This is a genomic window from Formosa haliotis, from assembly GCF_001685485.1.
Classification (GTDB): Bacteria; Bacteroidota; Bacteroidia; order Flavobacteriales; family Flavobacteriaceae; genus Formosa; species Formosa haliotis.
Genome location: NZ_BDEL01000001.1, coordinates 2,213,560 through 2,228,101, shown reverse-complemented (window position 1 = coordinate 2,228,101; position 14,542 = coordinate 2,213,560). Strand labels below are relative to the sequence as shown.

Genomic DNA, 14,542 nt, shown 5'->3' with positions numbered 1-14,542 from the left:
TCGAGACATCATGGAAAATCATATAAAAGACATAGAGTTAATCAACAGGTATTTAAATAAGTCACTTTCTAAAAGTGAAACAACCTATTTTGAAGAACGATTAAAAATAGATTTCGAATTCAGAAGTTTGTTTGAAGAACACATCGCTATTTTAGAAGGTATAAAAAGGCAACAATTAAAAGCTGAAATTATTTCGGGCAAAAAAATATACACCAGACACAAATGGTTAAAATATTTAGGTTTTACTACTCTAGCATTGTTAATTATTGCTTCTGTATTTGTTTTTACTGATGACAACAATTCAGAAATTATAAAAAAAGACAACAACGCTATAGAAGTCGTTACTCGGCCCGTTTCAAAAGATACGCTAACATCTTTTAAACCAACCACAGATACAGTTGTGGAAAAAGAAGTTATAAAAGAAACACAAAAACAAACAAATACAGCTGCTGTAAAATCAGAAGTTACTACAAAAATTGAAGAGGAAGATATTAAAATTCCGAAGAAACCTTTTCAAACATTTACCTGTAATTCAGAGAAAGACACCACTCTTGTTTGTAAAGAAGGCACTAAACTAATAATGAAAAAAAGCTCTTTTTTAGATAAAAACAAGAACATTATTACGGGTAATATCGATTTAGAAGTCACAGAATACTACACTCTTTCAGACATGATATTAGCCAATTTATCTACCCAATCTAACGGAACACTTTTAGAAACGGGAGGTATGCTAAACATTAAAGCGTACCAGAACAACGAGCCTTTACACTTGGCTCCAAATACCACTATTGAAATTTTGTTTCCTACCACTAGTAAAAAGGAAGGAATGCAACTTTTTACTGGTACATGGGACCATGAACAGATCAACTGGAAACTTCAAGATGAGTCTGCAGAAGAAGCGGAAAATGAAAAGGTGGCCGTTCAAGAAGAGCAAGTAGAAGTTCCCTTTTCGATTGTTGAAATTCCTCCAGCATATCCTGGTTGCGAACATCTTGAACCTTCGGCGAGCAAAAAATGCACTAGTGTCGCCATTAGTAAATTTGTAATGGCAAACTTTAACACTGAAATCGCCATGAACTTGGGATTAACAGGAAGACAAAGAATTAATACAATTTTTAAAATTAATCAAGAAGGCAGACCTGTATCTATCACGTCTAGAGCATCTGAACCGGAATTAGAAATTGAAGCGAACAGAGTTATAGCCTTATTGCCTAAAATGACACCCGGGAAACAAAGAGGAAAAACGGTAATCGTCCCCTACTCTTTGCCCATTGTTTTTCAGGCCGAAAGCAATCAACTATCTGCTCTTACAGGAAGCACGCCTCGAAAAGAAACTCTAAGACGAGATTCCATTGTAAATAAAAAGTTTGAAGATAAATTAATCGAGAACTCCGCAAGCGTTAAGGCCTACGAACTAAATGCTTATATTCTAAGAACTTCGAAATTAGGCTGGATTAATTGCGATCGGTTTATTCGTAGAGCCAACATACCTTTTAAATTTAAAATTAAAAATGCTGGCGACGACATTAGAGTGACTATGGTTTTTAAATCTATTAAGTCCGTAATACCAAGTAGCCGACTTGGAGATACCTTCCATTTTAAAGGTGTTCCGAAAGATGAAAATGTAGTGCTCATAGCTATTAAAAAAGATCAAGACAAATGGTATTTAGGAAGTTTAGAAACAAAAACGGAAGAAAACCCTAAAATAGAATTCGATTTTAGAGAAATAAACGTACAAGAGCTAAAATCGGAAATCGAGAAACTAAATCTTAATTTTTAAATTCCACCATGTCGATTCCACTTGATTTGATATAGATTGGAGTATCTGTACATAATCTAAAATCAAACAAGAACTATAAAAGTCGATTGGTACAATTTCAAATGGAATAATTGTAATATTATTTGAGCGTTCCCTAAAGGTCGCGCTTTTCGTTATATCTTTTTATTACATATTCTCTTTCTTTAGACTCGTATTGCCAAATAAAGATTCGCTTCAGCTTATACGCCGTACTATAATCTCATAAAAAGGATGCCACTACAATCGCTAACGCAAACCTATAGAATATCAATCATTTTTGTTTTTAATTCAAGATTTCTAGTCTTTAATAATTTTATAACTACCACGTTTTTTAGAATTTTCTATAGTTAGATAATATACCCCGCTAGGTAAATTTGATAGACTTAAAGTAATGTCCCTTCCCGAAGTTGTCGTGTGTAACACTAATTTTCCTAAACTATCAAACAAATCTAAATCTACGGTGCCGTGTTGCAGAATTTCAAGCTGTAAATTGGTTTTTACAGGATTAGGATATAGCGTAATTTCGGCATCAGTAAATGTGGGTAATCCTAAAGTTTCAAAAGTGTAACAAGCACTAAATTCCGAACAATCTCCAGAAGTAATTTCTACTTGATAGTCTCCGTTTTCAGTAGGTTCAAATACTTGAGCCGTTTCGCCCGATATAGGTAATCCGGTAGTACAATTATACCATTGGTAAACCGCCGAATCTTGATTTGCTTTTAGGCTTTTAGCACTTACAGATACAGAATTATCGACTCCAGTTAGCACCGCTTTTGTAGCCATAAAACCTGCCGATAATTTAGAAATCTCATGAAAAAACTGGGTGTTAAACAATTCAAATCGGTCGTTACTGCTGTGGTATTCTGGATTTTCATCATTTTCAGACCAAGCTTCACCAATTAATACAGCTGGATAACCACGATTCCAAAAACTAGAATGATCGCTGTATTCTGTGCCCGGAATTATTATATTGGCATTCAGTTTAAATGGATAGGAATTTAAAACAGCAACAATGTCATCGCTCATGCCTTGAGATCCTGCATCATCTTTTTTAACATCAATATCGAAACTTTGGTCGTTATCGCCATCGTAACCAATCATATCTAAATTATAAACGCCTAAAATAGGCTCGCCATTGGTTTTCTCTAATTCGGCATAATATTTAGAGCCAATTAAACCAATTTCCTCTTCATCCCATAAGGCATAAATTATGGTGTTTTCTAAACATTGCCCCGATAATACCCTAGCAACTTCTATAACTGCAGCTACACCACTGGCATTGTCGTCGGCGCAATAATCGGTAACACTATCGTAGTGTGCGCAAATTATATATACATTTTCAGGGTGTGTGGTGCCTAATTGGGTGGCTATAACATTCCGGCGTTGGTCATCATCATTCATGATTTGATAGGCAACAGATAGATTATCTAATCGGTCCAATTTCTCAAACAAATACTCGGCCGCTAAATTATTATTGGCTTGTTTTCTATTTAAAATAGTAACAGTATTTCCGTTTACAATAGTAGGTTGTTCTCCAGAAAATTCTTTTACGGTTAACGATAGGGAGTCTAAATTTACGGCGTTTATAATGTCGGAAACCGTTTGACTGTAGCAAAAAATAAGGCTAAAGAGACTACAAAATATACTTAGGCTAAACTTATTCATGACATTAGGATGGTTTTACAAAATCAAATATAACAGATTTAAAAAAGTAAATGTCGAGATTCTTACTAAAAGACCACAAAAAGAAATATTGAGTTATTTTTAATGCGCTTATTTATAATTATTTATAAAATAAAGTGTAACATTTAACCCGAAACTGCGTTCTTATAGTAATCATCAATCAAATCAATCGTTATGTTAAAACAATTCTTCATTCTGTGTTCTGGAGCAGATCAAACCATTTTAAAAACCTGCTCTAATGGCGAACAAAATAAATATGCAGGTATTGGTGCTACCGTTTTTTTTACCGCCCTTATGGCTAGTATAGCTTCAGGTTTTGCACTTCACATGGTTTTCGATAGTGTTATGCTTGCCCTTGTTTTTGGAGTAATTTGGGGTTTGCTTATTTTTAATTTAGATCGCTTTATTGTATCGACTTTAAAAAAACGGAATGCTTTTCTAGATGAATTTCTTCAAGTCATTCCCAGATTATTTTTAGCAGTTATTATAGCTGTAGTGATTTCTAAACCCTTAGAATTAAAGATTTTTGAAAAGGAAATCAATCAGGTGTTATTAGAGCAGAAAAACGATTTAACCTTAGCAAACCAAAATCAGATAGCCAATCAATTTCATCCAAATATTGAAGCTAAAGAACATGAAATAGAAAGCCTAAAAACTGAAATAGACACTAAAACAGCAGAAGTTGATGCGCTTTATGCTATTTATATTTCTGAAGCCGAGGGAACATCGGGGACTAAAAAACTAGGAAAAGGTCCTGTTTACAAAGAAAAACGAGACAAACATGATGCTGCGTTAGGAGAGTTACAAACGTTAAAAACCGAAAATGCAATTAAAATTAAAACTTTAGAAAATGAGATTTCTCAATTAAAATCAGATTATCAGACTCAAGTTAACAGCTCTCAGCCTATAATAGATAATTTTGGTGGTCTTATGGCTCGAGTAACGGCTTTAGGGACCTTGCCTTGGTTGCCTTCATTTTTTATTTTCCTGCTGTTTTTGGCTATAGAGACTGCCCCTATTTTGTCTAAACTAATAACTCCAAAAGGCGAATACGATTATAAATTGGAAGATGAAGACACGGCTATAAAATCTTGGGTTCATCAAAAAGTAAGTGAGCGTAAATTAATAATTACTACAGATGCTACACTTAACAATAAGGTGTATACAGATATTGCAGAAGAGGATGAACTTTATCAATACAAAAAGAAAAAGGCTCGCGAATTAATGCAACTTCAGGCCGATGCATTTCACCAAAAACAAAAGACGTTTTTGTGAAAATGACCTAAATAAAATCGCCCTTAGCGTGATGACTAAGGGCGATTAGGGATATAAAAAAAACAGATTAAATTTTTACGAGGATGAGGTAAGAGCTTCAGTTTTAAAATGATCGTAGATTGCAGTTTGACCAGAACCGATAATAGATAACGGAATAGCTAATCGTTTTGCTTCTTTTTGTAATTGTTCTAAAGCTTGAACTCCAAATTGATCGACAACATCTAAACCGGATAAATTTATGGTAATCCGATCTCGGTCATCAAAAACATCTTGAAAGTAATTGTAAAAAACATCTAAGTTATGTTTTGTTAGAATTCCTTTAATTTTAAAATAGTTGTTGTAATGCGTAATTGTTAGTTCCATAAGCGTTGGGTTTTAAGGTTAAATTTGTTTAAATAAGGCATCTTTTACCCTAATTGCGGGTAAAAGTAGTTTCAAAATGGTTGTACAAATCGCGACTACCATATCCTACAAGGACCAATCGCTTTTTGTGCTTTACAGCTTGTTGGTATAAGGACTCGAAAGCCGAAACACCTGCAACATCTGCACTTTTTAGTTTGTCAATATTAATCACCAATTGGTTGGTGTCTGTAAATGCATTCTCGAAAGATGCATGAAACTTTGAAACATTTGTGTGATTTAAATCGCCATCAATAACAAAAGCTTCATTGTTTTGTAAAATTTCTAGTGCCATATTTATCTAATTTTAAAAGATTTATACTCTACAGCGCTAATAATCATATCTACTTAAAGATGCACTTTATTTTTCAAAAAATTAAATATAATCGTCAAACGGAAACGAACCTTAGTTGATTGACATATAGTGTGATAAGGTGCTGCAATGTAGGTGTGTAATAAACGTTATAATATGAGGTTTTAAAGGTAGAATACCCGGATTTTTGGCTATGAGAAATCCCCAGATACTAGGTTTAGAGAATAGGTTTATAGGGAAGTTTATGGGTAGAAAAGATCTTGTCAGTCTGCTTTATAATTTTAGAACAGATAAAAAAACTGTCCGAAACCTATGAAATCCTCATTCTGAATTTATTTCAGACTCTGAATCACAGTGTCTGGCAGACGACAGGAGTTCAGTTTAAGGAGGTTTCAACGTTTTGGACAGCCTCTTTATAAAATATTTTGTTCTTAGTTCGAGAACTTCATTCTTAAATTAACTAATGAACGTTTATAATTTCTTCACGTATTTTGTGATGATTACAATTTGTTGCCCGTCAACCTTTCCTTCTATATATTCGGCATTTTCATGATCTAAACGGATGTTTCTAACAGCGGTTCCTTGTTTGGCAACCATACTAGACCCCTTCACTTTTAAATCTTTTACCAACACTACATTGTCGCCAGTTTCTAGAATAACACCATTAGAATCTCTATGAATAATTTTAGAACTCTCGTCCTGATCTTCGCCAGTAGCGCGAGCTAAAGCCAAAGCATCATCGTCTAAATACATCATATCTAACAAATCTTTAGGCCAACCTTCACCACGTAAGCGTTGCAGCATACGCCAAGACATAATTTGCACCGCCACATTTTCGTTCCACATACTATCGTTTAAACAACGCCAGTGGTTAACATCCATTTCATCGTTGCCTTCAATTTGTTGTAAGCAGGTATTACATACCAATACGCTATTATCTACATTTTCGTTTAAGGATGGTGGAATAACATATTGTTTTAATTGATCTGAAGATCCGCAAAGTTCACAACTTTTGTTACTTCTGCTTTCTAAGGTTTGTAATACACTCATTTTCTAAAAATTTTTATGCTGCAAAAGTACGATTTTAACAAGGGTTTTAATCTAAATTATCTCATAAAATTAACGGCTTATTCTCGGGTTGTGGTCTCCCTATTTCATATTAAAATAGTACTTTTAAATGATTAAATACTTCTATTTTCATGGAACAGAATACTCTTGCATTAACTGTAGACCACGCGAAAAATATAGCTTCAGATTTATATGGAATTTCAGGGTTTGTAACCCCGCTTCCTGGAGAAGTTGATTATAATTTTAAGATAAAAACAGCCGAGGGACTGTCTTATATCTTAAAAGTTTCTCGTCCAGGTGAAAGTAAAAAACAACTTGAATTTCAGCAGGAATTATTGCAACATCTTGAACATAGTACCATGGAGATTTGCACTCCAAAAGCGGTTCCGGATAACAAGGGGAATCTTATTTCATCATTTACAGATGCTTCCAATCAGGTTCGTTTTGTACGTGTGCTTACTTGGATTTCTGGTAGGTTATGGAGTCGTGTAAATCCGCAATTAGACGATTTGCGTTTTAGCCTCGGCGAACAATGCGGACGGGTAACCTCGGCTTTAAATGGTTTTAATCACCCAGAAGCGCATAAGGTATTTGATTGGGATGTGGCTCAAAGTTTATGGACAAAACAGCAGTTGCATTTATTTTCTTCGGAAGAGAAACAAATTCTTAAACATTTTATTTCAGGCTTCGAAGCTACTTTTGAAGTTTACAATACGCTAAGAAAAAGTATTGTTCATAATGATGCGAATGATAATAATGTCATTGTAAGTTCAGCATTAATTCAGCCCAAAGTGATTGCCGTTATAGATTATGGCGATGCTGTGTATACCCAAATTATAAATGATGTGGCCATAGCTTGTGCATATGCGATTATGCATCATCAAAATCCGTTAGAAGCTGCCTTACCCTTAGTAAAAGGGTATCATAAAAGTTATCCTCTTCAAGAGCTTGAACTCGAGCACTTATATCATGCTATTGCTATGCGATTGGTAATTTCGGTTACTAAATCGGCTATAAATAAAATTGAGGAGCCCGAAAACACCTATCTTTTAATTAGCGAAAAACCAGCTTGGGAATTACTAAAAAAATGGAGAGCGATTTCGCCAGAATTTGCACAGTATAGCTTTAGAGCGGCCTGTGGTTTTAATGCTCATCCAAACGAAAAGGCATTTTATAAATGGATAGAACATCAGAATTTTAGTCTTACACAACTTTTTCCAACGATTAAAAAACAAGATATCGCACCTTTAGATTTAAGTGTGTCGAGTGCTTGGATTGGGCATCAAGAGGAATTTAACGATCTCGATGTATTTCAGTTTAAACTTAATACATTACAAAAGCAGCAGCCTTCCAAGATTATCGCTGGCGGCTATTTAGAACCTCGCCCGTTGTATACCTCTACCGATTACGATACTATTGGTAACAGTGGCAGAACGAGTAGAACGATTCATTTGGGAGTCGATTATTGGCTCCCTGCACAAATGCCAATTCACGCATTATGCGATGGCGAAGTTATCGTTGCAGTAAATGCCGAAGGTGATAAAAACTATGGCGGACTCATTATTTTAAAACATCAATTCGAGAACAACCATTTTTATACGTTGTATGGACATTTGTCTATAGAGAGCGCCTTGTCCAAAAAGGTTGGCGATATTATAAAACAAGGGGAATGCATCGGATGTTTAGGAACTTCGAAAGAAAACGGGAATTGGGCGCCGCATTTACATTTTCAAGTCATGCTTTCCATGCTCAATTATACTGCCGATTTTAGAGGGGTTACCTATTATAAAGAACTTTCAGTTTGGAAAAGTATTTGCCCAAATCCAAATGCATTTTTCAAATTAGATAAAAATTTAGAAGTCCGTCAACCATCAAATGCTGACTTAATAGCTTATAGAAAACAGCATTTAGGCAAAGGTTTAAGTTTACAATACAACACGCCTATAAAAATGGTTAGAGGGGCCGGCGTCTATTTAATGGATGAAAATGGTGCCAAATATTTAGATACCGTAAACAATGTAGCGCATGTGGGGCATGAACATTTTGAAGTGGTAAAAGCAGGACAATACCAAATGGCTTTAATTAATACCAACACGCGCTATTTGCATCCGAACATCAATAAGTTAACGGAAGCCTTATTAGAAACTTTACCACCGGAATTGAGTGTGTTACATTTTGTAAACTCGGGAAGTGAAGCTAACGAGTTAGCCATTCGAATGGCAAAAACGGTTACGGGCGAACGCGATATTATAGCGTCAGAAATGGGCTATCACGGAAATAGTAACATGTGCATTGATATCTCATCGTATAAATTTGAAGGCAAAGGCGGACAAGGCGCTCCCGAGTACACACATATTATCCCAATTCCCGATGCCTTCCGCGGAACATATAGAGGAAAAGATACGGGTAAATTATATGCCGAAAATATTGATAAACAAATTGACCGTATTCAACATAAAAATCGAGGTCTTGCAGCTTTTATTATAGAACCAATTATTAGTTGTGGTGGCCAAATTGAACTGCCTGAAGGGTTTTTAAAATTAGCATATCAAAAAGTAAGAGCTGCTGGCGGACTTTGTATTTCTGATGAAGTGCAAACCGGATGTGGCCGTATGGGAAAAACCTTTTGGGGATTTCAACTCCATGATGTTATTCCAGATATCGTGACCATAGGAAAACCACTTGGTAATGGACATCCTTTGGCGGCCGTAGCGTGTACTCGAGAAGTTGCCGACACCTTTGCAAATGGTATGGAATATTTTAACACATTTGGAGGAAATCCGGTGTCCTGTGCCATTGGGACGGAGGTTTTGCAAATAATAAAACGAGAACAACTTCAAAAAAATGCATTAACTGTAGGTGAATTTTTAAAGGCAGAACTAAAGGCTTTAGCTGTTAAATATCCTATAATTGGTGATGTAAGAGGACAAGGATTGTTTTTAGGCATAGAACTGGTAGATGCTAATCTGAAACCGCTCGCCAAGCATACCGATTATCTTGCCAACCGCATGAAGGATCATAGTATTTTAATGAGTATTGATGGCCCAGACCATAATGTTTTAAAAATAAAACCGCCTCTTGTTTTTAGTAAAGAACATGCAAAAGAGCTTCTGTTTTATTTAGAACGTATCCTTGCCGAAGATTTTATGAAGCACTATTAATTCATAAAAAAAGGCGTTAGTTTCACACCTCTAACGCCTTTTATACACTTACTATAATCAACTTTTATTTTGAGATTCCAAACGGATCTTCTATGCTATGTGCAGGTTCTGTGAACCATTTTGGGCCATCCTCAGTCATATAAATATGATCTTCTAAACGGATACCAAATTTGTTAGGAATAACCAACATAGGTTCGTTACTAAAACACATTCCCGCTTCTAAGATGGTAGTATCTGTGCGTACCAAATATGGCCATTCATGAATATCTAAACCAATACCATGACCTGTTCTATGTGGCAATCCTGGAACTTTATAGTCCGGACCTAAACCGTTTTCTTCTAAAGTATTTCGAACATCAACATCTATAGATCCGCAGGTGTTACCCAATTGTGCAGCTTTAAATGCTGAAAATTGCGCTTCGCGTTTTAAATTCCAAATTTTACGGTGTTCATCGGTAATGTCACCAAAAACATAGGTTCTTGTTATGTCTGAAATGTAATCGTGAAGCATACAACCGGTATCAACCAATACGACTTCGTTGTCTTCTAAATTTTTAGGAGATTTTACACCATGCGGAAATGAAGAATCTACCCCAAACAACACGATACAGAAATAAGAACCAGTAGGAATACCGTAGCGTTTATGGGCTTCATTTATAAATTCTTCTACTGTTTTAGCTGCAATACCAGGTTTCAAAATTCTAGCAACTGCTTTATGAACTTCCATCGTAATATCCATAGCCGCTTGCATGATGGCTATTTCTGCTTCCGATTTTATCATTCGACAACCGGCAGTTACCGATTTGGCATTCACTAAAGTGTATTCCGATTGACTTTTTAAAATGCCATCGACAATGAAAAACGGCGTGGCTTCATCAATCCCAATGTTTCCAGATGTTATACCGTTTTCCTTTAAAACAGAAACTAGTAACGCAAACGGACTTTCATGTTCTTCCCATCCGTGAATTACGCCTTTAACACCCATAAAGTCTAAAATTGTGCCTTCCTCAAATTGAGGAGCTATATAGTGAACACTTCCGTCTGCTAAAATTAATGCGCCTACCATGCGCTCGCTAGCATGCCATTTTGTGCCTGTAAAATAATACAGATTTGTGCCAGCATGTAAATACATCGCTTTTAAATCGGCTGTTTTCATAAGCTCTAAAGCTTTTGAAATGCGTTTAGGGAATTCCGATTTTTGTATGGGTTGTACCACCTGTGCCTTAGGTGTTATCGCTGCTAATTCGGCTTCAATGGTAGAGCCTCCTATTCCTATTGTTTTCATCTTTTATTTTTTCTGCATTAATGCTTCAATATCTTCAACTTCTATGGGCATCGCAGCTGTCATATTTCTATTTCCATCCTCGGTAATTATATAATCATTCTCTAAACGACAGCCAATACCTTCTTCCGAAATGTAAATTCCAGGTTCGCAAGTTAAAACCATACCAACTTCTAACGGACGAGTATATAAACCAACATCATGAACATCTAAACCAATATAATGCGCCGAGCCATGCATATAATATTTCTTATAAAGTGGTTTGTCTTCATCTTGATTTGCAACATCTTCAGCAGTAAATAATCCTAAATTAATCAATTCAGCTTCTACTAATTTGGCCATTTTTGTTTCGTATTCTGAAGGAATTACACCAGGTTTTAGCAATTTGCTTCCTGCTTTTAAACATCTTAAAACAGCATTATACACTGCTTTTTGACGTTCTGAAAACTTTCCGTTTACGGGAAAACAACGGGTAGTATCGCTATTATAATTGGCATAGCATACCCCAAAATCCATAAGAATCATCTCGCCATCTTTACACATGTCATCATTGGTGTTGTAGTGTAAGGCACAGGCATTTTTTCCGGAAGCCACGATAGGTTTAAACGCATGGCGTAAAGCACCCGATCGGGTTAAATTGTAAATTAATTCGGCTTCGATAACGTACTCTTTTATATTGGGTTTAGCCGCTTGTAAAGCCATTTTAAAACTCTCTACACTAATATCGGCGGCTTGTTGCATTAAAGCCAATTCTTCTGCCGATTTAACCGGACGTAAATCTCTTGTTATTTTTGCCACACGGTGTAAATTGTGTAAAGGATATTTTTCTTTAACCCACAAAATCATGCGGTCTTGTCGGGTTTGTTGATTGTGGGTTACTCGCTTTATATGTTCGTTGTGACCTAAGTAAAACCCATCGGCTTCGAATGCCATGAGTTGTAATATTTTTTCGAAATCGTGAACCCATTCTACACGAGACACCCCTGAGATTTCTGAGGCTTGTGCTTTGGTTAATTTTTCGCCGTCCCAAATCCTCATTTGTTCGTTAGTTTCAGTAATAAAGAGGATGGCTCGGTTTTCCGGCTTCTGTGCTTCAGGAAATAAAACCAAGATTGTTTCATCCTGGTCTATACCGCTTAAATAAAACAAATCGTTGTTTTGGGAAAAGCCCATTACATCATCTGCATTATTATGTTTTACATCGTTCGAGGTTAAAATAGCCATAGTATTTGATACCATTTTAGCCGTAAAACGTGCTCTGTTTTTTATAAATAGTTGATTTGATATTTGATTGTATCTCATATTAAAAAGTTCTATCTGGATGGAAAGCCTCCAGATCTATTGTTGTTTTTTTGTTAGCAATAACTTCTGAAACTAGTTTCCCTGTCGCCGGTCCTAAACTCCAACCCATCATCGCATGGCCGGTGGCAATGGTTAAATTTTTACAGCGCTTAGATTTACCAATATAAGGTAGTCCGTCTGGAGAACAGGGGCGTAAACCACAATCGGCTTGAGCTTGTTCTGCGGTGGTAATTTTTAAACCTTCATAATACGAGGCAGCAGCATCGGCAATGGCTTGTATACGTTTAGGATTGATGTTATGATTAATTCCGCTAAGTTCCATAGTTCCTGCAAATCTAGTAAATCCTTGCATAGGAGTTACAGCAACTTTCGCTTCTACCAAAATGGCTGGTGTTTGAATTTTAGTTGGCCGCTTAACGTTTATACAATAGCCTTTTCCGGCTTGGATAGGAATTTTTAATCCAAATGTTTTAGTTAATAGCGGACTCCAAGATCCAGCGGCTAAAACCACTTCGTCGCAAGGTAATTGCCGGTTGTTGGTTTTAATGTGTTTAATGGCGCCATGGTTTAGGGTAATATCTTCAACCGTTTCGTGAGTGTAAAATTTAACGCCATTTTGTTTTAAATACTTCAGTATTTCACGCATAAATGCACTAGGAGTTGTATGGGCATCACTATCATAATATACGGCACCTTTTATATTTAATGCTATATGGGGTTCGTACTTTATGACGTCGTTTTGGCTTAGATGTTTTACATGTAAACCCTCGGTCATGGCCCGTTGACCTATTTTCCATTCTTCTTCACCAGCTTTATCGGTTTTGTAATACATTAAAAGCCCTTTCCGTTCGTAATGAAAATTGAAATGGTTTGCCGCTTTTAAATCTTCGTATAAATCTCTTCCGAAGCAGTTAATTGATTTAATTATAGGAATGGCACGTGCCACTTTTGAAGCAGAAGCGGATTTGTTAAAAGCCCAACCCCATTGCAAAAACTCTTTGTCTAATCGGGGTTTTACATAAAACGGACTAGAAGCGTTAAGCATCCATTTAATACCTTTTGAAATCATTCCCGGAGCCGCTAACGGAATAATATGACTTGGTGTAATATAGCCCGCATTTACAAATGATGCCCCTTTGGAGATATCTGATTTATCGATAACCGTAACCTGATGCCCATCTTTTAAAAGGTAGTAAGCAGAACAGAGTCCGATAATTCCACCACCAATAATTACAATGTTTTTTCCCATATTAAATCACTTGAAATCCGTGTGCGTATGGATCGTCTTCATCGTCGATAATGATGGTGTTATATCCAAAAACTTTGGCCCAACCTTGAATACTTGGAATTATAGCAGGTTTTCCGTTTAAACTTGTTTCTTCCACAATACGACCAATAAATTTACTCCCAATAAAGCTTTCATGAATAAAGGTTTCACCGATTTTCAATTTTCCTTTAGCATGTAATTGAGCCATTCTTGCTGAGGTTCCTGTGCCGCAGGGCGAACGATCTATGGCCTTATCGCCATAAAACACTGCATTTCTTCCCGACGAGTTTGGGTCTATAGGATTGCCTGTCCATAGGATATGCGATACATCGCGAATGGCTTCGTGCTCTGGATGAATAAATTGATTAGGGTATATCTCGTTAATGCGCTGCCTTATAATTTGTGAATATTGAATAATGGTACTTGCCGAAAAGTTATGAATACCAGAAAAATGTGCTTGCGGATCTATAATCGCATAGTAATTTCCGCCATAGGCCACATCGAAGGTAATATCACCCAATTCAGGGCAATTTACGGTTAAACCTTCGGCTGCTAAATAACTTTTTACATTGGTTATGCGTACCCAATCTACTTTCTTTCCGGTTTGTTGATATTCTACTTTTACCAATCCAGCTGGGGCTTCCATTAAAATTTTGCCAGGTATTTTAGGTGTAATTAAGCCTTCTTCTATAGCGATAGTTATACTGCCAATGGTGCCATGACCGCACATGGGTAAGCAACCTGAGGTTTCTATAAATAGAATAGCCAAATCGTTTTCAGGATTTTGAGGCGGTAATAAAATACTACCACTCATCATATCATGACCCCGAGGTTCGAACATTAATCCTCTGCGAATCCAGTCGTATTCTTTTAGAAAATGCTGACGTTTTTCGCTTATAGAATTTCCCGTTAAAAGCGGTCCGCCACCAGCCACAACACGTACGGGGTTACCGCAGGTATGGGCATCGACACAAAAGAAAGATTTTCTTGCCAT

The 14,542-nt window shown here is 36.3% G+C and carries 11 protein-coding genes; 3 read left to right on the top strand and 8 right to left on the bottom strand.

Annotated elements, in window-relative coordinates; translation table 11 throughout:
* Nucleotides 1-10: 10 nt before the first annotated feature.
* Complete coding sequence (locus A9D35_RS09105; RefSeq protein WP_066221911.1) at nt 11-1,780, top strand: hypothetical protein; 1,770 nt, start codon at nt 11-13, stop codon at nt 1,778-1,780.
* 315 nt (nt 1,781-2,095) lie between these two features.
* Here A9D35_RS09105 and A9D35_RS09100 read toward each other — a convergent pair whose 3' ends face one another.
* Nucleotides 2,096-3,463, bottom strand: coding sequence for a M28 family peptidase (locus tag A9D35_RS09100; protein ID WP_066221908.1), 1,368 nt, complete (start codon nt 3,461-3,463; stop codon nt 2,096-2,098).
* Nucleotides 3,464-3,655: 192 nt separating this feature from the next.
* On the opposite strand from A9D35_RS09100, the gene A9D35_RS09095 reads away from it, so the two are divergent.
* Nucleotides 3,656-4,756, top strand: coding sequence for a DUF4407 domain-containing protein (locus A9D35_RS09095; RefSeq protein ID WP_066221906.1), 1,101 nt, complete (start codon nt 3,656-3,658; stop codon nt 4,754-4,756).
* A 75-nt stretch (nt 4,757-4,831) separates the two neighbouring features.
* On the opposite strand, the gene A9D35_RS09090 is transcribed toward A9D35_RS09095, so the two are convergent.
* From A9D35_RS09090 to A9D35_RS09080, 3 genes are all read right to left on the bottom strand, one after another.
* Nucleotides 4,832-5,119 carry an STAS domain-containing protein gene (locus tag A9D35_RS09090; protein ID WP_066221905.1) on the bottom strand — a complete coding sequence of 96 codons (288 nt, stop codon included), beginning with the start codon at nt 5,117-5,119 and terminating at the stop codon, nt 4,832-4,834.
* A gap of 49 nt (nt 5,120-5,168) precedes the next feature.
* The gene (locus A9D35_RS09085) at nt 5,169-5,450 is read right to left on the bottom strand and encodes an STAS domain-containing protein (RefSeq protein WP_066221901.1); all 282 of its coding nucleotides are present in this window, start codon (nt 5,448-5,450) and stop codon (nt 5,169-5,171) included.
* Nucleotides 5,451-5,939: 489 nt separating this feature from the next.
* Nucleotides 5,940-6,518 carry a PhnA domain-containing protein gene (locus tag A9D35_RS09080; protein WP_066221898.1) on the bottom strand — a complete coding sequence of 193 codons (579 nt, stop codon included), beginning with the start codon at nt 6,516-6,518 and terminating at the stop codon, nt 5,940-5,942.
* A 149-nt stretch (nt 6,519-6,667) separates the two neighbouring features.
* Here A9D35_RS09080 and A9D35_RS09075 point away from each other — a divergent pair, with 149 nt between their 5' ends.
* Nucleotides 6,668-9,697, top strand: coding sequence for an aminotransferase class III-fold pyridoxal phosphate-dependent enzyme (locus A9D35_RS09075; protein ID WP_066221895.1), 3,030 nt, complete (start codon nt 6,668-6,670; stop codon nt 9,695-9,697).
* A gap of 64 nt (nt 9,698-9,761) precedes the next feature.
* Here A9D35_RS09075 and A9D35_RS09070 read toward each other — a convergent pair whose 3' ends face one another.
* The 4 genes from A9D35_RS09070 to A9D35_RS09055 are packed head-to-tail and all read right to left on the bottom strand — an operon-like array spanning nt 9,762 to nt 14,542.
* Nucleotides 9,762-10,982 carry a M24 family metallopeptidase gene (locus A9D35_RS09070; RefSeq protein WP_066221892.1) on the bottom strand — a complete coding sequence of 407 codons (1,221 nt, stop codon included), beginning with the start codon at nt 10,980-10,982 and terminating at the stop codon, nt 9,762-9,764.
* Between the two features lie 3 nt (nt 10,983-10,985).
* Nucleotides 10,986-12,281, bottom strand: a complete 1,296-nt coding sequence (locus A9D35_RS09065; protein ID WP_066221890.1) for an aminopeptidase P N-terminal domain-containing protein — start codon at nt 12,279-12,281, stop codon at nt 10,986-10,988.
* Between the two features lies 1 nt (nt 12,282).
* Nucleotides 12,283-13,530, bottom strand: coding sequence for an NAD(P)/FAD-dependent oxidoreductase (locus tag A9D35_RS09060; protein ID WP_066221886.1), 1,248 nt, complete (start codon nt 13,528-13,530; stop codon nt 12,283-12,285).
* A gap of 1 nt (nt 13,531) precedes the next feature.
* Nucleotides 13,532-14,542, bottom strand: a complete 1,011-nt coding sequence (locus tag A9D35_RS09055; protein WP_066221885.1) for a 4-hydroxyproline epimerase — start codon at nt 14,540-14,542, stop codon at nt 13,532-13,534.

Coding starts and splice junctions, on each gene's coding strand:
- A9D35_RS09105 (WP_066221911.1), top strand. CDS start 11: ATGGAAAATCATATAAAAGACATAGAGTTAATCAACAGGTATTTAAAT.
- A9D35_RS09080 (WP_066221898.1), bottom strand. CDS start 6,518: ATGAGTGTATTACAAACCTTAGAAAGCAGAAGTAACAAAAGTTGTGAA.
- A9D35_RS09060 (WP_066221886.1), bottom strand. CDS start 13,530: ATGGGAAAAAACATTGTAATTATTGGTGGTGGAATTATCGGACTCTGT.
- A9D35_RS09100 (WP_066221908.1), bottom strand. CDS start 3,463: ATGAATAAGTTTAGCCTAAGTATATTTTGTAGTCTCTTTAGCCTTATT.
- A9D35_RS09085 (WP_066221901.1), bottom strand. CDS start 5,450: ATGGCACTAGAAATTTTACAAAACAATGAAGCTTTTGTTATTGATGGC.
- A9D35_RS09070 (WP_066221892.1), bottom strand. CDS start 10,982: ATGAAAACAATAGGAATAGGAGGCTCTACCATTGAAGCCGAATTAGCA.
- A9D35_RS09075 (WP_066221895.1), top strand. CDS start 6,668: ATGGAACAGAATACTCTTGCATTAACTGTAGACCACGCGAAAAATATA.
- A9D35_RS09095 (WP_066221906.1), top strand. CDS start 3,656: ATGTTAAAACAATTCTTCATTCTGTGTTCTGGAGCAGATCAAACCATT.
- A9D35_RS09065 (WP_066221890.1), bottom strand. CDS start 12,281: ATGAGATACAATCAAATATCAAATCAACTATTTATAAAAAACAGAGCA.
- A9D35_RS09090 (WP_066221905.1), bottom strand. CDS start 5,119: ATGGAACTAACAATTACGCATTACAACAACTATTTTAAAATTAAAGGA.
- A9D35_RS09055 (WP_066221885.1), bottom strand. CDS start 14,542: ATGGCAAGAAAATCTTTCTTTTGTGTCGATGCCCATACCTGCGGTAAC.